This window comes from Pseudomonas sp. WPR_5_2 (assembly GCF_003634475.1).
Classification (GTDB): domain Bacteria; phylum Pseudomonadota; class Gammaproteobacteria; order Pseudomonadales; family Pseudomonadaceae; genus Aquipseudomonas; species Aquipseudomonas izuensis.
Genome location: NZ_RBLA01000002.1, coordinates 456,613 through 481,789, shown reverse-complemented (window position 1 = coordinate 481,789; position 25,177 = coordinate 456,613). Strand labels below are relative to the sequence as shown.

Annotated in this window: 28 protein-coding genes; 12 read left to right on the top strand and 16 right to left on the bottom strand. The window is 60.7% G+C overall.

Annotated elements, in window-relative coordinates; translation table 11 throughout:
• Positions 1–2 precede the first annotated feature (2 nt).
• The 4 genes from BJ917_RS10865 to BJ917_RS10850 form a co-directional block, all read right to left on the bottom strand.
• A complete protein-coding gene (locus BJ917_RS10865) occupies positions 3–1,400 on the bottom strand; it encodes a cytosine permease (protein ID WP_121103342.1) in 1,398 nt (465 codons plus the stop codon).
• A gap of 154 nt (positions 1,401–1,554) precedes the next feature.
• Positions 1,555–3,402, bottom strand: a complete 1,848-nt coding sequence (locus tag BJ917_RS10860; RefSeq protein WP_121103508.1) for an amidohydrolase — start codon at positions 3,400–3,402, stop codon at positions 1,555–1,557.
• Between the two features lie 148 nt (positions 3,403–3,550).
• The gene (locus tag BJ917_RS10855; RefSeq protein WP_121103341.1) at positions 3,551–4,573 is read right to left on the bottom strand and encodes a helix-turn-helix transcriptional regulator; all 1,023 of its coding nucleotides are present in this window, start codon (positions 4,571–4,573) and stop codon (positions 3,551–3,553) included.
• Between the two features lie 140 nt (positions 4,574–4,713).
• On the bottom strand, positions 4,714–5,463 hold the full coding sequence (locus tag BJ917_RS10850; RefSeq protein ID WP_121103340.1) for a gamma-glutamylcyclotransferase: 750 nt from the start codon (positions 5,461–5,463) through the stop codon (positions 4,714–4,716).
• A 172-nt stretch (positions 5,464–5,635) separates the two neighbouring features.
• On the opposite strand from BJ917_RS10850, the gene BJ917_RS10845 reads away from it, so the two are divergent.
• A complete protein-coding gene (locus BJ917_RS10845) occupies positions 5,636–6,277 on the top strand; it encodes a TetR/AcrR family transcriptional regulator (protein ID WP_121103339.1) in 642 nt (213 codons plus the stop codon).
• A gap of 160 nt (positions 6,278–6,437) precedes the next feature.
• On the opposite strand, the gene BJ917_RS10840 is transcribed toward BJ917_RS10845, so the two are convergent.
• Positions 6,438–6,971 (bottom strand): cysteine hydrolase family protein, encoded by a 534-nt coding sequence (locus BJ917_RS10840; protein ID WP_121103338.1) that lies wholly within the window; start codon positions 6,969–6,971, stop codon positions 6,438–6,440.
• A gap of 68 nt (positions 6,972–7,039) precedes the next feature.
• Complete coding sequence (ggt, locus tag BJ917_RS10835) at positions 7,040–8,767, bottom strand: gamma-glutamyltransferase (RefSeq protein ID WP_096510155.1); 1,728 nt, start codon at positions 8,765–8,767, stop codon at positions 7,040–7,042.
• A gap of 151 nt (positions 8,768–8,918) precedes the next feature.
• Between ggt and BJ917_RS10830 the strand changes: the two genes are divergently transcribed.
• Complete coding sequence (locus BJ917_RS10830; protein ID WP_096510154.1) at positions 8,919–9,431, top strand: methylated-DNA--[protein]-cysteine S-methyltransferase; 513 nt, start codon at positions 8,919–8,921, stop codon at positions 9,429–9,431.
• Between the two features lie 112 nt (positions 9,432–9,543).
• Here the strand turns inward: BJ917_RS10830 and BJ917_RS10825 are convergent, their stop codons facing one another.
• Positions 9,544–10,137 carry an NUDIX domain-containing protein gene (locus BJ917_RS10825; protein WP_096510153.1) on the bottom strand — a complete coding sequence of 198 codons (594 nt, stop codon included), beginning with the start codon at positions 10,135–10,137 and terminating at the stop codon, positions 9,544–9,546.
• A 65-nt stretch (positions 10,138–10,202) separates the two neighbouring features.
• On the bottom strand, positions 10,203–10,640 hold the full coding sequence (locus BJ917_RS10820) for a hemerythrin domain-containing protein (protein ID WP_096510152.1): 438 nt from the start codon (positions 10,638–10,640) through the stop codon (positions 10,203–10,205).
• A gap of 142 nt (positions 10,641–10,782) precedes the next feature.
• Here BJ917_RS10820 and BJ917_RS10815 point away from each other — a divergent pair, with 142 nt between their 5' ends.
• Positions 10,783–11,214, top strand: a complete 432-nt coding sequence (locus BJ917_RS10815; protein WP_096510151.1) for a GNAT family N-acetyltransferase — start codon at positions 10,783–10,785, stop codon at positions 11,212–11,214.
• A gap of 120 nt (positions 11,215–11,334) precedes the next feature.
• Here the strand turns inward: BJ917_RS10815 and BJ917_RS10810 are convergent, their stop codons facing one another.
• Positions 11,335–11,685: a hypothetical protein gene (locus BJ917_RS10810; RefSeq protein ID WP_121103337.1), complete on the bottom strand. Its 351-nt coding sequence runs from the start codon at positions 11,683–11,685 to the stop codon at positions 11,335–11,337.
• A gap of 147 nt (positions 11,686–11,832) precedes the next feature.
• Here BJ917_RS10810 and BJ917_RS10800 point away from each other — a divergent pair, with 147 nt between their 5' ends.
• The 8 genes from BJ917_RS10800 to BJ917_RS10765 all read left to right on the top strand — a co-directional run bounded on the left by BJ917_RS10800 (position 11,833) and on the right by BJ917_RS10765 (position 16,109).
• Positions 11,833–12,081 carry a hypothetical protein gene (locus BJ917_RS10800; RefSeq protein WP_096510149.1) on the top strand — a complete coding sequence of 83 codons (249 nt, stop codon included), beginning with the start codon at positions 11,833–11,835 and terminating at the stop codon, positions 12,079–12,081.
• A 19-nt stretch (positions 12,082–12,100) separates the two neighbouring features.
• Positions 12,101–12,430, top strand: a complete 330-nt coding sequence (locus BJ917_RS10795; protein ID WP_121103336.1) for a DUF6388 family protein — start codon at positions 12,101–12,103, stop codon at positions 12,428–12,430.
• A gap of 207 nt (positions 12,431–12,637) precedes the next feature.
• On the top strand, positions 12,638–13,030 hold the full coding sequence (tusD, locus tag BJ917_RS10790; RefSeq protein WP_096515289.1) for a sulfurtransferase complex subunit TusD: 393 nt from the start codon (positions 12,638–12,640) through the stop codon (positions 13,028–13,030).
• 1 nt (position 13,031) lies between these two features.
• Positions 13,032–13,394, top strand: coding sequence for a sulfurtransferase complex subunit TusC (gene tusC / locus BJ917_RS10785; protein ID WP_121103335.1), 363 nt, complete (start codon positions 13,032–13,034; stop codon positions 13,392–13,394).
• Positions 13,394–13,687, top strand: coding sequence for a sulfurtransferase complex subunit TusB (gene tusB / locus BJ917_RS10780; protein WP_121103334.1), 294 nt, complete (start codon positions 13,394–13,396; stop codon positions 13,685–13,687). The genes tusC and tusB overlap by 1 nt, the downstream gene beginning before the upstream one ends.
• Positions 13,684–14,019 carry a TusE/DsrC/DsvC family sulfur relay protein gene (locus BJ917_RS10775; protein WP_096510145.1) on the top strand — a complete coding sequence of 112 codons (336 nt, stop codon included), beginning with the start codon at positions 13,684–13,686 and terminating at the stop codon, positions 14,017–14,019. Before tusB ends, BJ917_RS10775 begins: the two co-directional genes overlap by 4 nt.
• Entirely contained in the window at positions 14,016–15,017 is a 1,002-nt protein-coding gene (locus BJ917_RS10770) for a glycosyl transferase family protein (protein WP_096510144.1), read from the top strand. The genes BJ917_RS10775 and BJ917_RS10770 overlap by 4 nt, the downstream gene beginning before the upstream one ends.
• 90 nt (positions 15,018–15,107) lie before the next feature.
• The gene (locus BJ917_RS10765) at positions 15,108–16,109 is read left to right on the top strand and encodes a glutathione S-transferase family protein (protein ID WP_121103333.1); all 1,002 of its coding nucleotides are present in this window, start codon (positions 15,108–15,110) and stop codon (positions 16,107–16,109) included.
• Between the two features lie 147 nt (positions 16,110–16,256).
• Here BJ917_RS10765 and cysG read toward each other — a convergent pair whose 3' ends face one another.
• The 7 genes from cysG to BJ917_RS31885 form a co-directional block, all read right to left on the bottom strand.
• Complete coding sequence (gene cysG, locus BJ917_RS10760) at positions 16,257–17,651, bottom strand: siroheme synthase CysG (RefSeq protein ID WP_121103332.1); 1,395 nt, start codon at positions 17,649–17,651, stop codon at positions 16,257–16,259.
• Entirely contained in the window at positions 17,652–18,932 is a 1,281-nt protein-coding gene (gene serS / locus BJ917_RS10755; protein WP_096510141.1) for a serine--tRNA ligase, read from the bottom strand.
• 16 nt (positions 18,933–18,948) lie between these two features.
• Positions 18,949–19,323, bottom strand: coding sequence for a fluoride efflux transporter CrcB (gene crcB, locus BJ917_RS10750; RefSeq protein WP_096510140.1), 375 nt, complete (start codon positions 19,321–19,323; stop codon positions 18,949–18,951).
• Positions 19,323–20,645 (bottom strand): replication-associated recombination protein A, encoded by a 1,323-nt coding sequence (locus tag BJ917_RS10745; protein ID WP_096510139.1) that lies wholly within the window; start codon positions 20,643–20,645, stop codon positions 19,323–19,325. The genes crcB and BJ917_RS10745 overlap by 1 nt, the downstream gene beginning before the upstream one ends.
• Positions 20,646–20,797: 152 nt before the next feature.
• Entirely contained in the window at positions 20,798–21,421 is a 624-nt protein-coding gene (gene lolA, locus BJ917_RS10740) for an outer membrane lipoprotein chaperone LolA (protein ID WP_096510138.1), read from the bottom strand.
• 66 nt (positions 21,422–21,487) lie between these two features.
• A complete protein-coding gene (locus tag BJ917_RS10735; RefSeq protein WP_096510137.1) occupies positions 21,488–23,896 on the bottom strand; it encodes a DNA translocase FtsK in 2,409 nt (802 codons plus the stop codon).
• Positions 23,893–24,105, bottom strand: coding sequence for a hypothetical protein (locus BJ917_RS31885; protein WP_157755690.1), 213 nt, complete (start codon positions 24,103–24,105; stop codon positions 23,893–23,895). The genes BJ917_RS10735 and BJ917_RS31885 overlap by 4 nt, the downstream gene beginning before the upstream one ends.
• 99 nt (positions 24,106–24,204) lie before the next feature.
• Between BJ917_RS31885 and trxB the strand changes: the two genes are divergently transcribed.
• Positions 24,205–25,164: a thioredoxin-disulfide reductase gene (trxB, locus tag BJ917_RS10730; protein WP_096510136.1), complete on the top strand. Its 960-nt coding sequence runs from the start codon at positions 24,205–24,207 to the stop codon at positions 25,162–25,164.
• Positions 25,165–25,177 lie beyond the last annotated feature (13 nt).

Sequence of the window (25,177 nt, the reverse complement as noted above, 5' to 3'; positions counted from 1 at the left end):
ATTCAGGCTCTGGAGCTGCGGTCAACCGGCACGATCACTGCCGAGGTCCGGGCTAAGAGGTAATACAGAACACCCGGCACCACCAGCCCCACGATCCAGGACACGTCCACGCCGCCGAGCCATGCGACCATCGGTCCTGAATAGAAATGGGTGTCGACGAAAGGTAGCTGAATCAGCACGCCAATGACGTAGACGCTGATCCCCAGCAGGTTCCAGCGACCGTACCGCCCCGCCGGATCGGACAAGGCCGGGATGTCGTAGCGCTCCTTGTTGATGAAGTAGTAATCCACCAGGTTGATCGCGCTCCAGGGGGTGAAGAACGTCAGTAAGAACAGGATGAAATACTTGAAGCTGTTCAAGAACGAGTACTGCCCCAGCAACGCCAACGTGGTGGACGCCGCGACAATCACCAGTACGAACACCATGCGCTGGCCGGCACTGAATTCCAGACGACTGCGGAAACCGGTGATGATGGTAGCTACGCACATGAAGCTGCCGTAGGCGTTGAGGGTCGACACCGTGACCTTGCCGAACACCACGCTCAAGTACAGCAAGGAGGCCATCACCCCGGTACTGCCCAGACCGACGATGGTCGCTACTTCGTGACCGCGGAAGTTCGCTCCCGCCAATGCCGCGGCGAACACCCCCAGCACCATCGAAGCCTGGGCGCCGAGCACTGTACCGAGGCCAACGGCGGTGAAGGTTTTCCAGGATGAGGTCTTGCTCGGCAGGTAGCGTGAGTAATCGGCCACATACGGGCCGAACGCGATCTGCCAGGACGCGGAAAGCGACACCGCCAGCAGGAAGGTGCTCCAGGCGAAATGGCGATTTTCCAGCAGCAGGCCGATATCGTTGAGGGTCATCAACCGGGTAAACAGATAGACGAACGCGATGACGCCCAGCACGCTGGCTATCCGCCCGACCAGATGGATCACCCGGTAACCGAACATCGTCAGCAAGGCGATACAGGCGGCGAAAATCAGGATGCCGGCACTGTCGCTGACACTGATCAACTGTGCAATCGCCTGCCCCGACAACACCGCGCCGGTGGCGCTGAAGCCGAGGTACATCAGGCACACCAGGACAATCGGGATCGCCGCGCCGTACACCCCGAACTGCACGCGACTGGAGATCATCTGCGGCAACCCGAGCTTCGGCCCTTGCGCCGCGTGCAGCGCCACCACGGTTCCGCCGAGTACCTGGCCGATCAACAAACCGATGAGCGACCAGAACACATCACCGCCCAACACCACGGCCAGTGCCCCGGTGACGATGGCGGTGATCTGCAAATTGGCCCCGAGCCACAGGGTGAACTGGCTGTACAGGCTGCCATGTCGCTCGGCTTCGGGGATGTAATCGATCGAACGGGTTTCGATCAGGGGACTGCGTTGCTGGGTCATTATTCTTGTTCTCTTCCAAATTGGACGGCATCACACATTCCAATTGTGGGAGCGAGCCTGCTCGCGAAGGCGGCTGCATATCCAACATTGATGCAAGCTGACACTCCGCTTTCGCGAGCAGGCTCGCTCCCACAGGGGTTGTGTGTAACTGAAATTATTTTTGTTGTTCGATCACAGCCACCTGCCCCACAAACGGCGCCTTGGCCCACACCACCTTGCCGCCCACCAGCGTCAGCAACACCTGATTGCGCCCCAGTTCGTCCTCGGGCACCTGCATGAAGTTTTTATCCAGGACGATCAGGTCGGCGAACTTGCCCACTTCGATGGAACCGACCACCTGCTCCAACCTGAGTTGCTCGGCGGCGTTGAGGGTAATGGTGCGCAGCACCTCGGCACGGGACAGCGCCGGGTCGGCGTTGAGCCTGCCGGCATAGTTGGGGCCATAGCTGTGCGGGTTCTGCGGGTCGCCCGAGCGGGTGACACCGATCTTCAGCGCGAGGAACTCGTCGAGCGGGTCCACCGGCCAGTCGCTGCCATAGGCCACCCGCCCCCCGGCGCGGGCGATGCTGCCGGACGGTTCCATACGCGCGAACCGCACGGCACCGAGGTGATCACTGGTGCCGTCGATCGTGGACGGCGCCTGCTGCGCCCACTGGAAGGACATGTTGGCAGTCACATCAAGCGCCTTGAATCGTCCGTAGTCGGCAGGGTCCACCGACTCGGCATGGGTAATGGTCGGGCGGAAGCCGTTGCCGGGTAATTGCTGGCGCACGTATTCGATGCCATTGAGCGAGTCACGCACTGCCCGGTCGCCAGTGGCGTGCAGGTGTGGATCGAAACCGGCCTGCACAGCTTTGAGTAGCAGCGGATTGAGTACCTGCGGCGGGAAATACAGCTCGCCACGGTTTTTGCCGGGCGTCCATTTCGGCGCCTTTTCGGTGCCGGCATTGTGCAGGTAGGGCGTCAACATCGCCCCGGTATCGGCCGGTGCGTTGATGATCCCGTCCATGAACAGTTTGACGTGACGCATGCTCACCCCCGGCGCGACCTTGGCCTCGCCCTGATCGTAGGTGGCGGCCATTGCCTTGGCTTCGGCGATGGTTTTCTCCGGGTCGGCGGTCGCGGCGGCCGGATCGAGCTTGATCGCCAGCAAGGCCCGGGCGGTCAGTTCGCCGGACTGCTGCAACGTGGTGAACGCCTTGCCATTCTCCGGCCCCGACAAGGCATCGAAGAAACTGGTGATGCCTTGCTGGCGCATGGCGTCGAGCGCGGCGCGACTCTGGACCAGCTTTTCGGCATCGGTGGCGGGCGGTACCACGGCCGCCATGGCATCGGCTGCACCGTCCTCGCAGATACCGGTCGGGTTACCGGCACTATCGCGTACGTATTTGCCATCGCCGGGGTTGACCGTGCGCTTGTCGATGCCCGCCACCGCGAGGCCACGGGAGTTGACCAGTACGGTATGGAAGTCGGTGGAGCGCACCTGAATCGGACGCCGGGTCTTCAGCGCGTCGAGGGTCGATTTGTCGGGGTCACCGTCGAGTCCGTCCATGCCCATGCGATCCCTGCTGCCGACTTCGAGCCAGACATCCGGCCCCTTGTCCTTGTCGGCATCCAGGCAAGCCTGGATGGTTTCCTGGAACACCTTGCGGGTCATGGTCTGGTATTTCAGGTCGCACAACGTCATGGCGCGACCACCATCCCCGGGATGCATGTGCGCATCGATGAAGCCGGGCATCAACATGCGTCCCGCCAGATCGATCAACTGTGTCTGTGCACCAATGTACGAAGCAACCCCCTCATCGCTGCCGACATAGACGATCTTGCCACCCGTGACCGCCACCGCCCGCTGCACCGAATTCTTGCCGTCGACGGTGTAGACGTAGCCATTGCGCATGACCATGTCGGCACTGGTCGAACCCGGACGCTGGCATCCCACCAGCGCCACGCAGGAAACGGCCGTTGCACCGGCAACGGCGATAAATAGCCTGGAAAATTTCAAATGCCCCACCTCTTTTTTATTGTTTTGCAAGGACTCGACCAGACGGCCGCGCATGCCCTTGATGTGCAGGGCATACCCTATAGAGCGCGGCGGCTGGACGGACCTCTGCAAATGAGGAGGGGTCAGGCAATTTGTTGAACCGCGGGACTCAATCGCGGCGTGTCGTTGGCGCCAGTGCAGGTGTTGAACGCAGGATCGAACCCAGTTCCACCTTGCTCTTCACGCCCAGTTGCAGGTAGCAATTGCGCAGATAGGTGCGCACCGTTGCCGGGCTGAGGACGAGGATTCGGGCAATTTCCTTGTAGGAGTGACCGGCGGCAAACAGCATGGCGACAGTCCGTTCGCGAGGCGCCAACACGACCCCGCGTGGCTGGGTTTCGAGCGACAGGATGACGTGCTCGGCATTTGGGGTCAGGGTCAGTGCCGAACGTCCCAGGCGCATGACACAGGGCGCATTGGGCAACTGCGCGATGACTTCGGCAGGCAGCGTCGAGCCGTTCCAGCCGGGCAATTCGCGCTGAATGACGGCGCACAAACCGGCGCCCACATAGAGCAGACCACCGTCCAGCCGCGCGACCGCGAAGTCGGTGGCGCCGTTGCCGGTGTCGACACGGATCATGTCCTGCACCTGAAATCGCCACAGCTGCAACAGGTGGTCGCAGAAGGCCGCAAACAAACCGGCCTCGCTGTCGTTGAATGCCGGTGCTTCGCTGCCCCGGTAAAGGCAAACGAAAAACATCAAGCCGCTTTCCGGCAGCTCGAAGGTGATGCACATCGGGTGGTAGAGGTCATGCCTTCGGGCGAAGGCGTCCACGTCGGCATGGGGGTCGGTGAAACCGCTGTCGCGTATGACCTCACCGGGGCGGCTCAAGGTGTCATGGGAGAATTTGTCGCTACCGGCACTCTTTTGCCATTCGGCGGCAAAGGAGTCGGCCAGGTCGATGCGCCCGTGCATCCAGCTTTGCGGCGGTGCGCTGGCGTCCGAAACGGACATCTCCCCCCACCAGGCCGAGGCGAAGGGTACGAGTTGACGGAAGGCTTGCAGGCCGTCGGCGATGAACTCGGCGGCACCCCGCTCTCGTGCGAGGCGCCCCAACTCCAATACGCAGCGGTTGAACGCCTGCAACGTGGTCATCGATGTATCGATGCTGTCCTGATGTGCCTCCTCCATCGTGCTGGTCCTGTTGGCTGCGTGGTCTGGGGGCTGGACCATGCCACAGCCCCCTTAATGGCGTCCACGCCTCCTGTAGGAGCGAGCTTGCTCGCGATGGATGTTAACGAAAACCCGTGCTGCCTGAATGAACGCGTTGTTCAGACTTTTTTCGCGAGCAGGCTCGCTCCTACAGTAGATCGCGTAAGCAACAAGGCTTCGATTTCCTCGGCCACCAGGCTTTCGATGCAGCTCATGTTGCGGTCGCGGATGCCTTGCTCGCGGAGCATGGTCACGGTGCGGAACAGATACTGCGCCGCTGACCCCCAGTGCCCCGCCGCGCGGGCCAGGACCTGGGCGACCTTGTCCATCGGCAACTTGCCGGCATAGGCCTTGCCGTCCCGCGCGGCGATAAAGGCTAAGGCACGCAGTGGCCCGGACACGGTTTTCACCGTGATCCAGCGTGCCACGTTGGTCGGCGGGTTGGCGTCGATCTCCCGGGCCAGCAAAAGAGCGATCTGTTTGAAGTGATCCTGCGCGGGCAGCCGGTAGGCAAGGCCCTGGCAGCTTCCGCCCCAATCGAGGGCCAGCATCAGCGCTGGCAACTCGCGGGTGCCGCGCCAGCGGGTCAGGGTCAGGCAGAACGAACGATGCCAGCCATAAGCGATGGCACTGCGGCGTTCCTCGAATTCAAACTCCGGGTTCCAGATCAGCGAGCCGTAGGCAAATACCCAAAGATCTTTCGGGGTGTATTCCCGCAAGAGGGTATCCACCATCGCATCAAATTCTTGCGGGGTATGTTCGGTGGTACCGGGTTCCGGCCCCGGGTCGGGCTCGAAGCGTTCGACATGGGCGACCAGCTCCGCCGTCAGGTTTCGTCGGGTCGATTGCCGGGGTTTGCCTGCGCCCATATCCGCCTCTCAATATGGATCCAACGACGGTCGATCAAGCTCAAAGACTAGCACTGCATGTCGAATTGTCCTGTGCCAGGCGCCGAGCGTCAGTGCACCGCTCATCTTCATGGCTGGCTCACACGCTATATAGTTTTGTATATTGCGAAGCTCAATTCGCCAAGACATGCCCATGAGCCGTATTCGCCAACACAACCAACAGCTGATTCTGGAGGCCGCCAGCGCAGAGTTCGCCGCCAAGGGGTTCGATGCCACCCAGACCCGCGACATCGCAGCGCGTGCAGGGGTACCGAAGGCAAATCTGTATTACTACTTCCAGAGCAAAGAGAACCTCTACGCCAAAGTGCTGCTCGGTTTTGTCGAACCTTTGCTGGACGCTTCGGCGGTGCTGCGTGAGAGCGATGATCCGCTGGTGGGGTTGCCTGCCTATATCGCGGCGCGCATCCGCATCGCCCGTGAACATCCGCACGTAGCCAGGGTGTTCAGCGGTGAGTTGCTGCTGGGGGCCAGGTATTTACCCGAGGAATGTCGCGAACTGCTGTACGCCGAAGCCCGGCGCAACGTCGAATGCCTGCGCAGCTGGATCGAACGGGGATTGCTGGCGCCGGTCGACCCGGAACATCTGATGCTGTTTATCTGGTCGGCAACGCGCACCTACACCAATCTTGGCTGGCAGATGGCGCACATCACCGGGCGGGAGACGCCGCAGGATGTGGATTATCAGGAGGCCACGGCAACCATTACCCGGTTGGTGCTGGGGGGTGTGATGCCGGAGGTTGTGAGCGCACCGAGGGTGCTGATGTTTGCAACTTGAGATGGGCAAGCACCAACACAATTCCTGTGGGAGCGAGCCTGCTCGCGAAAGCGTTCTGTCAGTCGCCCTTTCTGTTGAATGTGCCACCGTCTTCGCGAGCAGGCTCGCTCCCACAGGATTCGTGGCATCAGGACAACTCCCCACAGGGAATGCGGTGATTTCAGAAATGGATTTCGCTGGCCGGGATGACATCGATCCGCGCCACCGAACCACTGAGGTCCGCCCAATCCCTGTTGTGTTCGGCAATGATGTCTTCGGCAGTCGTGTTGCCGTTGTCGACGGTGGAGTGCGCGTCGGCGGCCAGCACCACGTCGTAGCCCAACTGGTGCGCCTGACGCAGGGTGGCATTCACGCAGTAATCGGTTTGCAGGCCACAAATGACCAAGCGTTCGAAGTCCTGCACGGGCACCAGGTGCTGCAGGTTTGTCTGGTAGAACGAATCGCCGGTGGTTTTACGCACGCGATGATCGTCAGGTGAGGTTTGCAGCCCTTCGGCCAGTTGCCAGCCCGGGGCACCGTGTTTCAACAGATCACCCTCTTCTTCGTGCTGGATCAGCACCACCGTAACCCCCGCCTCTCGCGCCCTGGCACTGAGGCCGTTGATGGTGTCGATGACGCGTTTGATCTCATGGCACTCGTACTCGCCGGTGCACAGGGCTTGTTGAACGTCGATGATTAACAGCGCACTGGTCATGGTGCCTTCCTTGATGAGTTGAAAAACCAGGGGACGAACATAAGTCCGTCCCCTTTCAAACACAACCGTCAGTAACCCAGCGACAACCCGGTTTTACGCCGTGGGTCGTTGGCCCCGTAGAAGCGGTTCTTGCCCACCGGTTTGCCATCCAGCGACGGCGCCCCGACGATGATCGCCGCCAGGTGGTTGGCATCCTGGGGACCTGCAAACTTGTGACCCCAGCTTTCCAGCATCTTCACCGTGTCCGGGCTGGTGGTGAAGTTTTCCAGGTTGGTTTCTTCCGGCAGCCATTGCTGGTGGAAACGTGGCGCATCGACCGCTTCCTGGATGTTCATGCCGTAGTCGATGACGTTAAGCATGGTCAGCAAGGTCGCGGTGATGATGCGGCTGCCGCCGGGGGTACCGACGACCATTACCACCTTGCCGTCCTTGGTAACGATGGTCGGGCTCATGGACGACAGCGGTGCCTTGCCGGGGGCGATGGCGTTGGCCTCGCCCTGCACCAGGCCGTACATGTTCGGCACACCGATTTTCGAGGTGAAGTCATCCATCTCATCGTTGAGGATGACCCCGGTCTTGCTGGCCATGACCCCGGCACCGAACCAGTCGTTGAGGGTGTAGGTCACCGATACCGCGTTGCCCCATTTGTCGACGATGGAGTAATGGGTGGTGTTGCTGCCTTCATGGGGTGCTACACCGGGCTTGAGCTCCTTGGAATTGCCGGCCTTTTGCGGCTGGATGGCTTCGCGCAGCTTGGTCGCGTAGTTTTTGTCGAGCAGGTGGGCGATCGGGTTTTTCACGAAATCCGGGTCGCCGAGGTAGCTGTTGCGGTCGACATAGGCGTGACGCATCGCTTCGATCTGGTAGTGCATGCCCTGGGCCGAGTGATAGCCCAGGTCCTTCATCGGATAGCCTTCGAGGATGTTCATGATCTGGCAGATCACCACGCCACCGGAACTCGGTGGCGGTGCCGAGACCACGTGATAGCCACGGTAGTCGCATTCGATCGGCGCCAGTTCGCGGGTCTTGTATTTGTCGAGGTCGGCCTGGGTGATGATGCCCTTGTTGGCCTGGCTGGAGGTGACGATGGCGTCGGCCACCCAGCCTTTATAGAAGCCGTCGGCGCCCTTCTCGGAGACTTCCCGCAGGGTCTTGGCCAGGTCCTTCTGTACCAGTTTCTGCCCGACCTGCATCGGCTCGCCGCTGCTCAGGAAGATCGAGCCGGAATCCTTCATGTCCTTCTTGAACATGTCGGTGCCTTCATGCAGCAAGTCGACATCCCCCTGGTCCAGCTCAAAACCGTCTTCGGCGAGCTTGATAGCCGGGGCGATCACTTCCTTGCGCGGTTTGGTGCCGTACTTCGACAGCGCGAGTTCCATGCCGGAAACGGTGCCGGGCACACCGACGGCCAGGTGGCCACGGGTGCTCAATTCCGGAACGACATTGCCCTCTTTGTCGAGGTACATGTTGGCGGTGGCGGCAAGGGGCGCTTTTTCACGGAAATCGAGGAAAGTCTTGCGCCCGTCCGCGAGCTGAATGGTCATGAAACCACCGCCACCGAGGTTACCGGCCGCGGGATAAACCACCGCCAGCGCGTACCCCACCGCGACGGCGGCATCCACGGCGTTGCCGCCGTTTTTGAGCACATCCACGCCCACATGACTGGCCAGATGCTGGGCAGTGACCACCATGCCGTTTTCCCCCGCGACCGGGGCCACGGAGGCCGCTTGAGCAGTCAGACAGCCGAGCGACAAGGCAGTCGCAATCAGCGATTTGGCAAAAGGTTCGTACTTCATGAGTCGGTCTCTTTTTGTTTTAAGGCTCTGTACAAAAACAGAGGGAACGCTTCAGGAGCAGTAGGCAAGTATGGACAAGATTGCGTATTGCGCCTCCCCGGCGAGACAGTATCCTTAACACCCGTTCAACAATTCGGTGCGGCCCCAAGGTATGACTTACACCTTTATCACCCTGGCCTCCCCGGTCGGTGAATTGAAGCTGGTGGCGAACGGCTCGCGACTGGCAGCCATCCTCTGGGAAAACGACAAGCCCGGCCGGGTGCGTCTCGGTCCGATGAACGAAGCGCCGGACAACCCGATCCTGATGCAGGCCGCCAGGCAGCTGCGCGAATACTTCGCCGGCACACGCCAGCGTTTCGAACTGGAGCTGGATTTTTCCGGGACGGATTTTCAAAAGAAGGTCTGGGCAGCGTTGCTGACGATTCCGTTCGGCGAAACCCGCAGCTACAGCCAGATCGCCGAACAGATCGGCAACCCGAGTGCAGTGCGGGCCGTAGGGGCGGCGAATGGCAGGAACCCGATTTCGATTATTGCGCCGTGTCATCGGGTGATTGGCGCGTCGGGCAAACTGACCGGGTTTGCCGGGGGGCTGGAGGCCAAGGAACGGTTGCTGACGCTGGAGGGCGGACATGGGCCTGGCACAGCACGCCTGCCAGGCTTCTGACCCTGTAGGAGCTGGCCTGCCAGCGAAGGGGCCTTTGGCCTTTGGCCTTTGGCCTTTGGACTCTGGGCTCGACTCTAGGCTACCTTCGCTGGCAAGCCAGCGCCTACAAGGATCAAGGCGCGGTGAAGATGTTTTTCATCGCCGCATACTGCAACAGCATGATGGTTTTCGCGTCGCAGATGTCCCCGCGATAAAACGCCTCGAGCGCTTCATCGAACGACCATTCCAGCACCTCCAGTTCCTCGGTTTCCTCTTCCAGTCCACCGCCATCGCTGACTTTTGATGCCGCATCGTATTCAGCGATAAAGAAGTGCAGTTTCTCCGTCACCGAGCCAGGGCTCATGTAGGCCTCGAACACCTTTTGCACATGATGCACGCGGTACCCGGTCTCTTCTTCAGCCTCGGCACGGATGCGCTCTTCGGGCGCGGCACCTTCAAGCAACCCCGCCGCGACTTCAATCAGCAAACCGTCATGACCGTTGACGAACACCGGCAAGCGAAATTGCCGGGTCAGCACCACGGTCTTCTTTTCGCGGTTGTACAGGAGAATCGCCGCACCATTGCCGCGGTCGTAGACTTCCCGGGTCTGACGCTGCCATTCGCCGTTGTTGCGTTGGTAATCGAAGGTAATTTTCTTCAACAGATACCAGTCGTGGGACAACACCTGGGACTCAAGGATGTTGACCCGTTCGGCTGTGTTCAACATGAAAACGCATCCTGTTTTTTTCAGTGAATCGACATCTTAGGTCAAAACGCCCGACTTCTGCGCCTTCACGCCAGCTGCGCCTTGTATTCCTTCTCGTACTGGTTGGCCAGCGTCTCTTTCTGTTTGTCATCGAGCAGCTTGCCGGCCATCTGGAAGAACTTCTGCTCTTCCTCCTTGAGGTGGTGGTGGACCTTCTCCGACAGTTTCTTCGCCGTTGCCAGCCAGGCGGGGCTGGACATCTCGGTCTCGTCCAGTTCCTCCATCATTTCGTCCATTTCGTGATGCTCGGCGATCCCATGGCGGCTCAGATCGACGCCGTTGTCGAACTTCATCAACGGAATGTAGAAGTGTCGCTCTTCGGCGGTTTCATGGGCCTGCAGTTCGGACTTGAGTTGTTTGTACGCCTCGACGCGCTCAGGGGTGTCGCCGCTGGTCTTGATCAGCGCCTTGGCATAGGTACGCTGGCGCTCGTGGCTTTCGCGCAGGGCTTCGAAAATATTCACAGAGAGAGTCCTCGGGGACAGCGTCCTGGAATGACGCTTCTTGAGGCTAGACATTGGCGCCGGGGCGACGGTTCCATGACGGTGATGGAACAATCGCGGCGACCACGATAGGCTGCGGTTTCACTGCCATAAGGATATAGCCATGACACTGAGAATAGAGTTCTCGCCAAACCCCACGGAAGAAGAACGCCAGGCCATCCTGCTGCCCTTGCGTGCCTACAACGCCTCGAAGGCCGACGGCGCCATACCCGAGCACATTGCCCTGCTGGTACGCGACGATAACGACGAGATCCTCGGCGGTCTCTACGCCCGGCTGTTTTACCAGTGGCTGTTCATCGACCTGCTGTCGGTACCGGAGCAGGCGCGGGGACAGGGCATGGGCACGAAGCTGATGCAGATGGCCGAAGACCTGGCGCGGGAGAAAAAATGCATCGGGCTGTGGCTCGACACCTTCGAATTCCAGGCACCGGAGTTCTACAGGAAATGCGGCTACAGCGAGATCGGGCACATCGCCGACTACCCGCCGGGGCACAAGCACTTCTTTTTCCAGAAGCGCCTGATTAACAACACTTAAGTGAACTGTGGGAGCGAGCCTGCTCGCGAAAGCGGACTATCAACCAACATTGATGTCGACTGACCCGACGCATTCGCGAGCAGGCTCGCTCCCACAGGGGTAAAGCATCAAGCCTCTAGATCACAGGCAAGTCGCCAACGCCGCCAGCCGGCGCTTGGCGACGAAGTCGTCGTGCTGCGCGTAGTAGCTCAATACGGTGCCCGAGGCATCGGTGGTCACGTCCACGAATGACTCCGCCGAACGGGTGTACACGGTCGTACCGCCCTTCTCGCCAGGCTGCAGATAGCCGCTGGCATCGACCCCGAACACCGCTTCGTCCTGCCAGGAAAACTGTACGCACTGGGCCACGTCTTTTTCCGGCTTGTCCGAATTGAGGGTCTTGTACGGGGGTTTGCTGCGGGCATCGCTCATCACCGAGCCTGCGCACCCGGCCAGCAACGTGACGGCCAGCGCCACCATCAGAATTCGCATTGCAGTCGCTCATCAGGAAAAAGCGGACTTTATCACTGCGGCAGCGCGTATCGTTCTGCTTTACTTCATTTATACCGCGACACCGCGCAACGATTCGCGCACCCTGTCGCGCCAATACGCCGCTTCACCTTTCTTTCTGGAAACCTGATGACACCCAACGCCGAGTTCTACAAACCGACCACTGAGTATGCCGACAAGCTGATCAGCCAGATCGGACAGACGCCTTCCTGGATCGCCAAGCGAATCGGTGTCACCGACAAGCGGATCCGCTACATCCTCGACGGCGAACGTACCGTCAAAGGCGAAACCACGCCGATCCAGATGACCTATACGGAACAGTTTGCCCTCGAATGTCTGGCAGCAGCGGCCAAGGCCAACAAGAAGCAGTCTGCGTAATCCATCTCAAGGAGTGACCATGGCGGCATCCGAGCTGCAACACGAACAGGCACTGAAGAAGTTTCTCGATGCACGCCCCGAGCTATGCGTCGAGCTCGACAACCTCAACCCGCTGCTCGCCCAGGCCAAGGGCGAAACACTTGAGCAGTTTCGTGACGAGCGTTTGCACGAAGCCTTCGAAACCGAAGCCGAGCGTCTGGGGCTGTTTGCCTGGGAACTGACGTTGAAGCTGACGGCTGCCACAGAAAAGGACTATCAGGCCCAGCGCCTGGAAGTGCACAAGGAAGTGGCCGAGATGGCGGGGATGGATTGGCTGGAGTATTGCGAGTTGTATGGGTTGGAGGAGTAACACTGCCATTTCTTTTGCGCCTGTGCGGGCCTCATCGCGGGCAAGCCCGCTCCCACAGGGATTTGTGAAATGCCGGAAATTTTAGCTTCGCCCACAAAACCTGTGGGAGCGGGCTTGCCCGCGATGAGGCCCGCACAGACAACATCGATTTAGCCGCCCCGCCGATAAAGCTTTATCATGGCCGCAGTTTCACTGATCGAGTCCGTCATGAAGTTCGCCATTGCCGTGTTTTCCGCCGCCCATGCGCCCTCCTCGCGCCGCGCCCTGCTGTTCGCCCAGGCCGCGCTGGCCGGCGGGCATGAGATCGTCCGGCTGTTTTTCTATCAGGATGGCGTCTACAACGCGTCCAGCAGCGTGGTCACGCCCCAGGACGAGCTGGATTTGCCCAGACAATGGCGTGCCTTCGTCAGCGAGCACCAACTGGATGGCGTGGTGTGCATCGCCGCTGCGCTGCGCCGTGGCGTGCTGAACGAGGAAGAAGCCCGCCGCTATCAGCGTGAGGCTGTCGCCGTTGGCTCGCCGTGGGAACTGTCTGGCCTCGGTCAGTTGCATGACGCGGTGCAGGACGCCGACCGCCTGATCTGTTTCGGAGGCGCTTGAGATGGCTAAATCCATGTTGATCATCAGCCGTCAGGCGCCGTGGTGCGGGCCGGGTGCACGGGAAGCACTGGACATCGTACTGGCCGGTGGTGCGTTCGATCTGCCGATCGGCCTGCTGTTTCTCGATGACGGTGTGTTCCAGCTCGCGACCCGACAGGACGCCAAGGCCCTGCAACAGAAAGACTTGAGCGCCAACTTGCAGGCCCTGCCAATGTTTGGCGTCGAAGAACTGTTTGTCTGTGCCGACAGTGTGGCGCAACGTGGCCTGGACCCCGGCGCTCTGGCGCTGGAAGAAGCCCGGGTGCTGGCCGCCGACGAAATCACCGCACTCATTGACCGTTACGACCAGGTGATCACCCTCTGATGTCGACTTTGCATGTGTTGTCTCATTCCCCTTTCGGCGACGACCGCCTGAGCAGTTGCCTGCGACTGATCGGCGCCAACGATGCGCTGCTGCTGTCCGGTGACGCGGCCTACGCCTTGCAGCCGGGCACCGCGCCTTTCACGGCGCTCAACGCACGCGGCCTGAAACTCTACGTCCTGGCCGAAGACGCCCGGGCCCGCGCCATTGCGATTCCAGACTGGGCCGACGCCATTGATTATCCGGCCTTCGTCGAGCTGTCGATCCACCACGACAAGGTCAACAGTTGGCTATGAATTCCCTGACGGTCGGCGCGCGCGCCATCGAGTTGGACAAGGACGGTTTTCTGGTCGAGCTGAGTGACTGGTCCACCGACGTCGCCAGCGCCCTGGCGGCGGCCGAAGACATCGAGCTGACCCCTGCACACTGGGAAATCCTCGAACTGCTGCGCAGTTTTTATTCAGAGTTCCAGTTGTCGCCGGCCACCCGCCCGCTGATCAAATACACCGCGTTGAAGCTCGGCCCTGACAAAGGCAACAGCCTGCACCTGAACCGACTGTTCAAAGGCACCCCTGCCAAACTCGCCGCGAAACTGGCGGGCCTGCCCAAACCGACGAATTGCTTATGACCGATTACCCAGCGCTGACCCTCGAAACGCCCGCCGAACACCCCTTCGCCCAATTCGTGAGAATCCTCGGCAAGGGCAAACGCGGCGCCCGCGACCTGACCCGGGAAGAAGCCCGCCAAGCCATGGGCATGGTGCTCGATGACAAGGTCGAGGACACCCAACTCGGCGCGTTCCTGATGCTGTTGCGGCACAAGGAAGAAAGCGCCGAGGAAATGGCCGGCTTCACCGAGGCCCTGCGCGAGCGCTTGCAGGCACCGGCCTTGAATGTCGACCTGGACTGGCCGACCTACGCCGGCAAGAAGCGTCATCTGCCGTGGTATCTGCTGGCAGCCAAGTGCCTGGCGCAGAACGGTGTGCGGATTTTCATGCATGGGGGCGGCGCACACACGGCCGGTCGGCTGTACAGCGAGCAATTGCTGGATGCGCTGCAGATTCCGCTGTGTCGTCACTGGCAGCAAGTCGGTGCGGCGCTGGATAACGGCGGCCTGGCCTTCATGCCGTTGATGGACTGGGCGCCCCAGTTGCAACGGATGATCGACCTGCGTAATACCCTGGGCCTGCGCTCGCCCATCCACTCCCTGGCGCGGATTCTCAACCCACTGGGCGCCCGCTGTGGCCTGCAAAGCATTTTCCACCCCGGCTATCAGGCGGTGCACCGCGATGCCAGCGGCCTGCTCGGCGACACCGCCATCGTGGTCAAGGGCGATGGCGGCGAGATCGAAATCAACCCGGATACCGACAGCCATCTGTATGGCACCACCGGCGGCGAAAGCTGGGACGAGGAATGGCCGCAGTTGTCGGCGCAACGTCACGTCAAACCGGCCGCGCTCGACCCCGAACATCTGAAAGCCGTATGGCGTGGCGATGTAATCGACAGTTATCCGCAAATGGCCCTGATTTCGACCATGGCCCTGGCCTTGCGCGGTCTCGGCCAGACCCGCGAGCAAGCTTTCGAAACTGCCCAACGCTACTGGGATGCACGAGACAAATCGATTTAATCGATAATACCCCTGCAACCTTTGCGCTTTTTTATCGAACTCAAGGGAATAGACTCTTCTCCAACGCTTACGGGTTGAGGAGTCTTGGACATGGGTTTGTTAGTTGAAGGTCGCTGGCAGGACAAGTGGTACGAAAGCAGCAAGGACGGCGCGTTCCAGCGTGAGCAGGCGCAGCGCCGCAACTGGGTCACCCCTGACGGCCAGCCCGGCCCGAGCGGTGTCGGCGGCTTCGCTGCCGAGGCCGGTCGCTATCACCTGTATGTCTCCCTCGCTTGTCCCTGGGCCCATCGCACGCTGATCCTGCGCAAACTCAAGGGCCTGGAAAGCCTGATCGACGTGTCGGTGGTCAGCTATCTGATGCTGGAAAACGGCTGGACTTTCGACAAGTCCCACGGCTCCACCGGCGACAAACTCGATCATTTCGATTTCATGCACCAACGCTACACCGCTGATGCCGCCGACTACACCGGCCGCGTCACCGTGCCGGTGCTCTGGGACAAGCAGCAGAAACACATCGTCAACAATGAATCGGCGGAAATCATCCGCATGTTCAACAGCGCCTTCGATGACTTGACCGGCAACGATCTGGATTTCTATCCGCAACCGTTACGGGCCGAGATCGACGCGCTGAACGAAAGGATTTATCCGGCGGTGAACAACGGCGTGTACCGCGCCGGATTCGCCACATCGCAAAAAGCCTACGAAGAAGCGTTCGATGAGTTGTTTGTCGAACTGGACCGACTGGAGAAACTGTTGGGCGCGAACCGTTATTTGACCGGCGAATACCTGACCGAAGCGGACATCCGCCTGTTCACCACGCTGATTCGCTTTGACGCGGTGTATTACGGCCACTTCAAATGCAATCTGAAGCGGATTGCCGATTATCCGAACCTGTCGAACTGGCTACGGGAGCTGTATCAGTGGCCGGGTATCGCCGAGACGGTGGACTTTACCCACATCAAGCATCACTACTACGGCAGTCACAAGACCATCAACCCGACCGGGATCGTGCCGAAAGGGCCGGCGCAGGATTTCACCGCGGCCCATGATCGGGCGCGGTTGAGCGGGAAAGGGGTTTGGCGCAAGGCCTGAGATTTGTGTGGGTTTTGAGGGCCCCATCGCGGGCAAGCCCGCTCCCACAGGGTGCTATGTGATGCCAAAAATCGCGGCATAAACACATATCCTGTGGGAGCGGGCTTGCCCGCGATGGGCCGGGGTCGCGCTCGACCGACGCGGCCTTTAAAGCTGCCCCTGAGCCCCTTCAAACCACGCCAGTTTCTCGCGCAGTTGCACCACTTCACCCACGATCACCAGCGTCGGCGCATGCACTTCATGCTCCGCCACCAGCTGTGGCAGGTCGGCCAGCGTGCCGGTAAACACCCGCTGATTGACCGTGGTGCCCTGCTGGATCAACGCTGCCGGGGTATCTTTGCTGCGGCCGTGTTTGATCAACTGTTCGCAGATGATCGGCAAGCCCACCAGCCCCATGTAGAACACCAGGGTTTGCGCCGGCGCGACCAGATCGGCCCACGGCAGATCGGTGGAACCATCCTTGAGGTGACCGGTGACAAAGCGCACCGACTGCGCATAATCGCGGTGGGTCAGCGGAATCCCGGCATAGGCCGCGCAACCGCTGGCTGCCGTGATACCCGGCACCACCTGGAACGGGATGCCATGGGCCGCCAGTTCCTCGATCTCTTCCCCGCCACGGCCGAAGATGAAGGGATCGCCGCCCTTCAACCGCACGACGCGTTTGCCCTGTTTGGCCAGATCCACCAACTGCTGGTTGATCTGATCCTGGGGCACGGCGTGATCGGCACGGCGCTTGCCGACGTAAACCCGCTCGGCGTCGCGACGGCACAATTCGAGAATGGCCGGCGCCACCAGGCGGTCATAGAGCACCACATCGGCTTGCTGCATCAGGCGCAAAGCGCGGAAAGTCAGGAGGTCCGGATCACCGGGACCGGCGCCCACCAGATACACCTCACCGGTCGCCACCGGTGCCTCGCCATCGACTTTTGCCTGCAACAGGCGCTCGGCTTCGGCGCCCTGCCCGGCCAGTTGCCGGTCGGCAATCGGACCCTGGAACACGTCTTCCCAGAACGCACGACGTTGCTGCACGTCCGGGAACAGGCTTTTCACCTGGTGACGAAAACGTGCCGCCAGGCCGGCCAGTTGACCGTAGGTGGAGGGAATCCAGGTTTCGATCTTGGCGCGGATCAAGCGCGCCAGCACCGGCGCATCGCCGCCACTGGACACGGCAATGATCAACGGCGAGCGGTCGACGATCGCCGGGAAAATCACGCTGCACAGCGCTGGCGCATCGACCACGTTGACCGGCACGCAACGCCGATGGGCATCGGCGGACACTTGCGCGTTCAGCGATTCGTCATCGGTGGCGGCGATGATCAGCCCGCAACCGTCCAGATCCGCTTCGACGTAGCCACGCAACAGGCACTCGCCACTGCTGGCGGCCACCAGTTCGCGCAATTGCTGTTCGATTTCAGGTGCAACCACCCGCAGCAGCGCACCGGCGTCGGCCAGCAGGCGGGATTTGCGCAAGGCAATCTCCCCCCCACCGACGACCAACACACGACTGCCGCGCAGGTTATGGAACAGCGGCAGATATTTCATTTAGCCGATGACCTCGAGGCCACCCATGTACGGCTTCAGGACTTCTGGCACGCGGATCGAACCGTCGGCCTGCTGGTAGTTTTCCAGCACGGCGACCAGGGTACGACCGACAGCCAGGCCGGAACCGTTCAGGGTGTGCACCAGCTCAGGCTTACCGGTTTCCGGGTTGCGGAAACGTGCCTGCATACGACGGGCCTGGAAGTCGCCGCAATTGGAGCACGACGAGATCTCGCGGTATTTTTCCTGGCTCGGAATCCACACTTCCAGGTCGTAGGTCTTGACCGCACTGAAGCCCATGTCGCCGGTGCACAGGGCAATGGTGCGATAAGGCAGTTCCAGCAGTTGCAGGACTTTCTCGGCGTTGGCGGCCAGGCCTTCAAGCGCCTCCATCGAGGTCGATGGTTCAACGATCTGCACCATCTCGACCTTGTCGAACTGGTGTTGGCGAATCATGCCGCGGGTATCGCGGCCCGACGCTCCGGCTTCACTGCGGAAGCACGGCGTGTGGGCAACGAACTTGATCGGCAGCAGTTTCGAATCGACGATCTCGCCGGCGACGATGTTAGTCAGCGATACCTCGGCAGTCGGGATCAGGTACAGATCGGCTTCGCCTTCGCGAGCGATCTTGAACAGGTCTTCCTCGAACTTGGGCAACTGACCGGTGCCTTGCAGTGCCGGAGCCTGGACCAGGTAAGGCGTGTAGGCCTCTTCGTAGCCGTGCTCGGTAACGTGCAGGTTGATCATGAACTGCGCCAGGGCGCGATGCAGGCGGGCAATCGGGCCGCGCAGCAGCGAAAAACGGGCGCCGGACAGCTTGGCGGCGGTTTCAAAATCCAGCCAGCCGAACTTCTCGCCCAGGGCAACGTGGTCCTGGACCGGGAAATCGAATGCAGTCGGGGTGCCCCAACGGCGCACTTCGACGTTGTCGTCTTCGTCCTTACCGACCGGCACCGATTCGTGTGGCAGGTTCGGGATACCCAGCAGGATCGAATCCAGTTCGGTCTGGATCGCATCCAGTTCGACCTTACCGGCGGCCAGTTCGCCGGCCATGCGCTCGACATCCGCCATCAGCGGTGCAATGTCTTCGCCGCGCTGCTTGGCCTGACCAATGGATTTGGAACGCGCATTACGTTCAGCCTGCAGTGCTTCGGTGCGGGTCTGGACGGTCTTGCGCTGTTCTTCCAGCGCTTCGATGCGCGCGACATCCAGGGCAAAGCCACGGGATGCCAGGCGGTCCGCTACGTCCTGAAGGTTGCTACGTAACAGTTTGGAATCGAGCATGTCGGTCTCTCGTTTATCAAAGTTTGGTCAAGGATAGGCCAGCCCAGGTGGCAAGCAACCCGCCGAATACGCTGATGGCCAGATAACCGAAGGCTATCGGCGCCTGCCCGCTTTCCAGCAGGCGCAGCGTATCCAGTGAAAAAGATGAAAAGGTCGTCAGACCCCCTACAAAACCCACGATCAGGCCGGCACGAATTTCGATCGGCACTTCCGGACGTGTCAGAAACAGCCCGTACAGCACGCCGATGATCAGACAGCCCACCAGATTGACCGCCAGGGTCGCGGTATAAAAATGCCGGGGCCAATTGGCGTTGACCCAATTGCCGGTGGCGAAACGCAGTAATGTACCAGCGATGCCGGCCACGGACACCGCAAGAATCGTTTGAATCACTATTTTCTCCGCTGCCGGGGACTTAATCGGTCAAGTTGCGCCAGATGATTGAGCTTTTCGCCGATCTTCAGCTCCAGGCCTCGGGGCACCGGCTGATAGAAAGGTTGCGGTTCAAGTTCTTCGGGGAAGTAGTCTTCGCCGGCGGCGTAGGCCTCCGGCTCATCGTGGGCATACCGGTATTCGTCGCCGTAACCCAACTGCTTCATCAGTTTGGTCGGCGCATTGCGCAGGTGCAGCGGCACCTCCAGCGAACCGTGCTCGGTGGCACTGCGCATGGCGGCCTTGAAGCCCATGTACACCGCATTGCTTTTCGGTGCGCAGGCCAGGTACGTAATGGCCTGCGCCACTGCCAGCTCGCCTTCAGGGCTGCCGAGGCGCTCCTGCACTTCCCAGGCTGCCAGGCACAGGCTCAGCGCACGCGGATCGGCGTTGCCGATGTCTTCGCTGGCCATGCGCACCACGCGCCGGGCCAGGTACAGCGGATCGCAACCGCCGTCAATCATGCGCGCGAACCAGTACAACGCGCCGTCGGGGTTGGAGCCGCGCACCGATTTATGCAACGCCGAAATCTGGTCGTAGAAGGCTTCGCCGCCCTTGTCGAAACGACGGCGGGTATCGCCGAGCAGGCTTTGCAGCAGCTCGATGCCGATTTCGCTGTTGTCTTCGGCCAGGTCCGAGGCGTTTTCCAGCAGATTGAGCAGACGCCGGCCATCGCCATCGGCGGCCGACAGCAACATCTGGAAGCCTTCATCGCTGAGGGTCAGGTTACGCTTGCCCAAGCCGCGCTCTTCGGTCAGGGCGCGGTGCACGAGTTTGCGCAACGCCGCTTCGTCGAGGCTTTTCAGCACGTAGACCCGGGCACGGGACAACAAGGCATTGTTGAGTTCGAAGGACGGGTTTTCCGTGGTCGCGCCAATGAAAATCAGCGTGCCGTCCTCGACATACGGCAGGAACGCATCCTGCTGGGATTTGTTGAAACGGTGCACTTCGTCGACGAACAGAATCGTGCGCCGGCCGTACTGCGCGGCCTGCTGCTTGGCGATTTCCACCGCCTGACGGATCTCCTTGACCCCCGCCAGCACCGCCGACACCGTTTCGAAGTGCGCATCGGACACTTCCGCCAGCAGCCGCGCCAGCGTGGTCTTGCCCACCCCCGGCGGCCCCCAGAAAATCATCGAATGCAGGGCACCCTGCTCCAGGGCTTCGCGCAAAGGCTTGCCGCGAGCGAGCACGTGTTCCTGACCGACGTACTCATCCAGGTTGGCCGCACGCAAGCGGGCGGCCAGGGGTTGAGCGATCGGGGTGCTGCGAAACAGGTCCATCACACTTATGAAACCTCACTGGGTCCTTATACCGACCAGATCCCTGTGGGAGCGAGCCTGCTCGCGAAGACTCTGGCACATTCAACATTACTGTGTCTGATGTACCGCTTTCGCGAGCAGGCTCGCTCCCACAGGTAATGTGTACCTGCTCTTTATTCCTGGATAACGTCGGCACCCTTGGGGATGTCGAACTTGAATTTGGACGCCGGGATCGGCTCGTTGGCCTTCACACCAGTGAACAGGATATTGGTGCGCTGACCAACGCTGTCGATCAATTGCATATCATTGACCAGGCCGTTGCGGAACGACAGGCGCAGGCTGTCGAACAGGGTGTCCTTGGTTTTCGGCTTCAGGGTGAAGTCGATCACGCCGCCGGCTTCCTTGGCGCTGATATCGAAGCTCTGGTTGATCTTGGAGACATCACCGGACAACAACAAGGCCGGGGTCTGGGTCAGGCGTACATCCAGCTTCTTGATGGTCGCTTGCTCCAGATCCGGGTCCCACAGGGTGACCTTGTTGCCATCGGATACCACCAACTGCTCCTGTGGCGCGTCGGTGTGCCAGTAGAACAGGCCCGGACGCTGCAGAGACATCTGGCCAGCGGTTTCCTGCAATTGGGTGCCGGAGCCGTCAAGGGTCAGCTGGGAGAACCGCGCGGTCAGGGTCTGGGATTTTTCCAGCAGTTGGGTCAGACGCGCCACGTCCTTGTCATCGGCGTGGGCCGAGAGCGTGGTCAAAGCCAGTACCGGCAGCAACAGCATGCGGATAAGACGCATGGGAGTCCTCATAACATTCGTGGGAGTGCGGGTGGCGCCCGAGAGCACCGCCCTTTCAAATTCAGGTCAGTCGCGCACCGGGCCAGGGGCCAGGACTTCACGCGAACCGTTGGTGTTCATGGACGTCACGACCCCGGCCATTTCCATGGCTTCGATCATGCGCGCAGCGCGGTTGTAGCCGATTTTCAGCTTGCGCTGAACCGCGGAAATGGAGGCGCGACGGCTTTCCAGGACGAACTGCACCGCTTCGTCGTACAGCGCGTCGGTCTCGGGATCATCGCCGTCGCCACCACCGCTGCTGCCTTCAAAGCCACTGCCGGCCTCTTCGACACCGTTGAGGATGTCGTCGTTATACTCCGGCGCCCCGCGCAGTTTCCAGGCTTCCACCACCCGGTGAACCTCGTCATCGGAAACGAACGCACCGTGGACACGGATCGGCAGGCTGGTGCCCGGCGGCATGTACAACATGTCACCGTGACCCAGCAATTGTTCGGCGCCGCCCTGGTCGATGATGGTCCGGGAGTCGATCTTGCTCGATACCTGGAACGCCATGCGGGTCGGAATGTTGGCCTTGATCAGACCGGTGATCACATCCACCGACGGCCGCTGGGTCGCCAGGATCAAGTGGATACCGGCTGCCCGCGCCTTCTGGGCGATACGGGCGATCAGTTCTTCGACCTTCTTGCCGACGATCATCATCATGTCGGCGAATTCGTCGACCACCACCACGATGGTCGGCAGCTTCTGCAGCAATGGCGCTTCGTCGTGGATGCTTTCGCGCTTGTACAGCGGATCGCTCAACGGCTCGCCGGCGTCCTGGGCTTCCTTGACCTTGGCGTTGAAGCCCGACAGGTTTCGCACGCCCATCTTCGCCATCAGTTTGTAGCGCCGTTCCATTTCGGCGACGCTCCAACGCAAGGCGTTGGCGGCGTCCTTCATGTCGGTGACCACCGGGCACAGCAGGTGTGGGATGCCTTCGTAGATCGACAGCTCAAGCATTTTCGGGTCGATCATGATCAGCTTGGCGTCTTCCGGGCCGGACTTGAACAGGATCGACAGGATCATCGCGTTCACACCCACCGACTTACCGGAGCCAGTGGTACCTGCCACCAGCAGGTGCGGCATTTTCGCCAGGTCGGTGATGACCGGCTTGCCGCCGATGTCGTGGCCCAGGGCCAGGGTGACCGGCGACTTGAAGTTGTCGTACTCGGGGGTCGACAGCACCTCGGAGAAGCGCACGATCTGCCGGTCTTCGTTGGGAATCTCGATACCGACCGTGGTCTTGCCCGGAATCACTTCCACGACCCGAACACTGGTCACGGCCAGGGAACGCGCCAGGTCCTTGGCCAGGTTGGCGATACGGCTGACCTTGACCCCGGCCGCCGGCTGGATTTCGTAACGGGTGATCACCGGGCCCGGATGGATCGAATCCACGGTGACTTCGACGCCGAACTCCTTGAGCTTGATTTCCAGCAAGTGACCGACTGCCGCCAGGGATTCCGGCGAGTAATTGAGTTGTTTCTTTTCCGCCGGGTCGAGAATCGAGATCGGCGGCAGGGTGCCTTCCACGGCGCTGTCGACGAACAGCGGCGCCTGTTTCTCTTTTTCCACGCGCTTGCTCGGCGCCACCGGCTTGACCGGGGCCGGGGCAATCACCGGCGGCACCTGCTTCTCGCGCTCGGACATGTGCTTGCTCAGGGCCTGCTCGCGCTCGATCAGGCGTTCCTTGACCTTGGCCTGCTCGCGCTTGTCGGTGACGGTCGGCGCGACCACGTCATGTACGCGGTCATCGACTTCACGCAATTGCGCGACCAGTTGCTTGCGCTCGGTCCGGGCCGCCCACCAGCGATTGGCGGCACCCTGGAACAGTTCGAACAGGTCCAGGGTGATCTTGCCGGTAACGTCCATCACCTTGAACCACGACAGGTCGGTGAACACGGTCAGGCCGAACAGGAACAGGGCGATGAACAGCAACGTACTGCCTTGAATGTTCAGCGCGTTTTTCGCCAGGTCGCCCAGGCTTTCGCCCAGCGCACCGCCAGCGCCGGCCGGCAGACCGGTCGCGGCATGAAAGTGGATATGCGCCAGCGCAGCGCCGGACAGCACCAGGAACACCAGGCCGATCAGGCGCCAGGAGAACAGCCAACCGCTCCACTGCCACGGCTCGTGACGCTGACGGAAGATTTGATAAGCCTTGATCGCCAGCAACAGCGGGAAGATATAGGCGAAGTAACCGAGCACCATGAACAGGATATCGGCGCTGTACGAACCTGCCGGACCGCCGAAGTTCTGAACGTCGTCGATCTTGCTGTTATGGCTCCAGCCCGGATCGTCCTTGCCGTAGGTCAGCAAGGCCATCATCAGGAACAGGCACAACGCGCCGATGGCGATCAATGCACCTTCCTTGAGGCGGTAGTGCAATTGCTGGCGCCAGAGCGGAACGATTGTCTTGGGTGCTTCGGTGGATTTCTTCAAAACGCTTCTATTCCTGCGCCCAAGGCGCGTCCATCTGTTGATTGACTATAAAAAACTGCCCAATCCAGGCAGGTAAAAAAGTTAACAGGCGCAACTGGGACTACTTTTAACACTGCGCCCTGGTTTTTATAAACAGGGTGCGCAACGGTCATTTTGTTACAAACACTGTTACAACCAGGCATTGTACGGGTTTGTTCGTTCGATGCCATGCTTGGAACACTTGGATGTAGCATAGTCAAAAGCACATTACATGCGACTCAATTTGAGCATGCATTCTCTTTTGTGACAAAGGCTTATGAGGTGTTTTTATGAGCGAAGCGCAACATCACCGCCTGATCATTCTGGGTTCCGGCCCCGCCGGTTACAGCGCAGCCGTGTATGCCGCCCGCGCCAACCTCAAACCCGTCGTCATCACTGGCATACAGGCAGGTGGCCAGCTCACCACTACCGTCGAAGTCGATAACTGGCCAGGCGATGTCGAAGGCCTCACCGGTCCGGTCCTGATGGAGCGCATGCAAAAACACGCCGAGCGCTTCGATACACAGATCGTTTACGACCACATCCATACGGCCAAGTTGCAAAAGCGTCCGTTCGAATTAACCGGCGACAGCGGCACTTATACCTGTGACGCGCTGATCATCGCCACAGGCGCTTCGGCGCAGTACCTTGGCCTGCCATCGGAAGAGACGTTTGCCGGCAAAGGGGTTTCGGCCTGCGCGACCTGCGACGGTTTCTTCTACCGCAATCAGGTGGTCGCGGTGGTGGGCGGCGGGAACACGGCGGTTGAAGAGGCGCTGTACCTGTCGAACATCGCCAGGGAAGTTCATCTGATTCACCGTCGCGACAAGCTGCGCTCGGAGAAAATCCTCCAGGACAAACTCTTCGAGAAAGCCGCCAATGGCAATATCCGCCTGCATTGGAACCAGAATCTGGATGAAGTGCTGGGCGATGCCAGCGGCGTGACCGGCGCCCGCCTGCGCGACAGCCATACCAGCGAAACCAGCGAGCTGGCAGTGACCGGAGTGTTCATCGCTATCGGCCACAAACCCAATACCGATCTTTTCATCGGCCAACTGGAAATGCGCGATGGCTACCTGCAGGTCTTGGGCGGCAGCGAAGGCAATGCCACCGCGACCGCCATCCCGGGCGTGTTTGCCGCCGGCGACGTGGCCGACCACGTCTATCGCCAGGCGGTCACCTCCGCCGGGGCCGGCTGCATGGCAGCCCTCGATGCGGAAAAATACCTCGACGACATTCCCGCCGTTTAACGGCACACTGGGT

Bases quoted from the DNA above. Each gene is read 5' to 3' on its own strand.
- BJ917_RS10865 (WP_121103342.1), bottom strand. From the start codon at position 1,400: ATGACCCAGCAACGCAGTCCCCTGATCGAAACCCGTTCGATCGATTAC.
- BJ917_RS10855 (WP_121103341.1), bottom strand. From the start codon at position 4,573: ATGGAGGAGGCACATCAGGACAGCATCGATACATCGATGACCACGTTG.
- BJ917_RS10850 (WP_121103340.1), bottom strand. From the start codon at position 5,463: ATGGGCGCAGGCAAACCCCGGCAATCGACCCGACGAAACCTGACGGCG.
- BJ917_RS10845 (WP_121103339.1), top strand. From the start codon at position 5,636: ATGAGCCGTATTCGCCAACACAACCAACAGCTGATTCTGGAGGCCGCC.
- BJ917_RS10840 (WP_121103338.1), bottom strand. From the start codon at position 6,971: ATGACCAGTGCGCTGTTAATCATCGACGTTCAACAAGCCCTGTGCACC.
- ggt (WP_096510155.1), bottom strand. From the start codon at position 8,767: ATGAAGTACGAACCTTTTGCCAAATCGCTGATTGCGACTGCCTTGTCG.
- BJ917_RS10830 (WP_096510154.1), top strand. From the start codon at position 8,919: ATGACTTACACCTTTATCACCCTGGCCTCCCCGGTCGGTGAATTGAAG.
- BJ917_RS10825 (WP_096510153.1), bottom strand. From the start codon at position 10,137: ATGTTGAACACAGCCGAACGGGTCAACATCCTTGAGTCCCAGGTGTTG.
- BJ917_RS10815 (WP_096510151.1), top strand. From the start codon at position 10,783: ATGACACTGAGAATAGAGTTCTCGCCAAACCCCACGGAAGAAGAACGC.
- BJ917_RS10810 (WP_121103337.1), bottom strand. From the start codon at position 11,685: ATGCGAATTCTGATGGTGGCGCTGGCCGTCACGTTGCTGGCCGGGTGC.
- BJ917_RS10800 (WP_096510149.1), top strand. From the start codon at position 11,833: ATGACACCCAACGCCGAGTTCTACAAACCGACCACTGAGTATGCCGAC.
- BJ917_RS10795 (WP_121103336.1), top strand. From the start codon at position 12,101: ATGGCGGCATCCGAGCTGCAACACGAACAGGCACTGAAGAAGTTTCTC.
- tusD (WP_096515289.1), top strand. From the start codon at position 12,638: ATGAAGTTCGCCATTGCCGTGTTTTCCGCCGCCCATGCGCCCTCCTCG.
- tusC (WP_121103335.1), top strand. From the start codon at position 13,032: ATGGCTAAATCCATGTTGATCATCAGCCGTCAGGCGCCGTGGTGCGGG.
- tusB (WP_121103334.1), top strand. From the start codon at position 13,394: ATGTCGACTTTGCATGTGTTGTCTCATTCCCCTTTCGGCGACGACCGC.
- BJ917_RS10775 (WP_096510145.1), top strand. From the start codon at position 13,684: ATGAATTCCCTGACGGTCGGCGCGCGCGCCATCGAGTTGGACAAGGAC.
- BJ917_RS10770 (WP_096510144.1), top strand. From the start codon at position 14,016: ATGACCGATTACCCAGCGCTGACCCTCGAAACGCCCGCCGAACACCCC.
- BJ917_RS10765 (WP_121103333.1), top strand. From the start codon at position 15,108: ATGGGTTTGTTAGTTGAAGGTCGCTGGCAGGACAAGTGGTACGAAAGC.
- cysG (WP_121103332.1), bottom strand. From the start codon at position 17,651: ATGAAATATCTGCCGCTGTTCCATAACCTGCGCGGCAGTCGTGTGTTG.
- serS (WP_096510141.1), bottom strand. From the start codon at position 18,932: ATGCTCGATTCCAAACTGTTACGTAGCAACCTTCAGGACGTAGCGGAC.
- BJ917_RS10745 (WP_096510139.1), bottom strand. From the start codon at position 20,645: ATGGACCTGTTTCGCAGCACCCCGATCGCTCAACCCCTGGCCGCCCGC.
- lolA (WP_096510138.1), bottom strand. From the start codon at position 21,421: ATGCGTCTTATCCGCATGCTGTTGCTGCCGGTACTGGCTTTGACCACG.
- BJ917_RS31885 (WP_157755690.1), bottom strand. From the start codon at position 24,105: ATGGCATCGAACGAACAAACCCGTACAATGCCTGGTTGTAACAGTGTT.
- trxB (WP_096510136.1), top strand. From the start codon at position 24,205: ATGAGCGAAGCGCAACATCACCGCCTGATCATTCTGGGTTCCGGCCCC.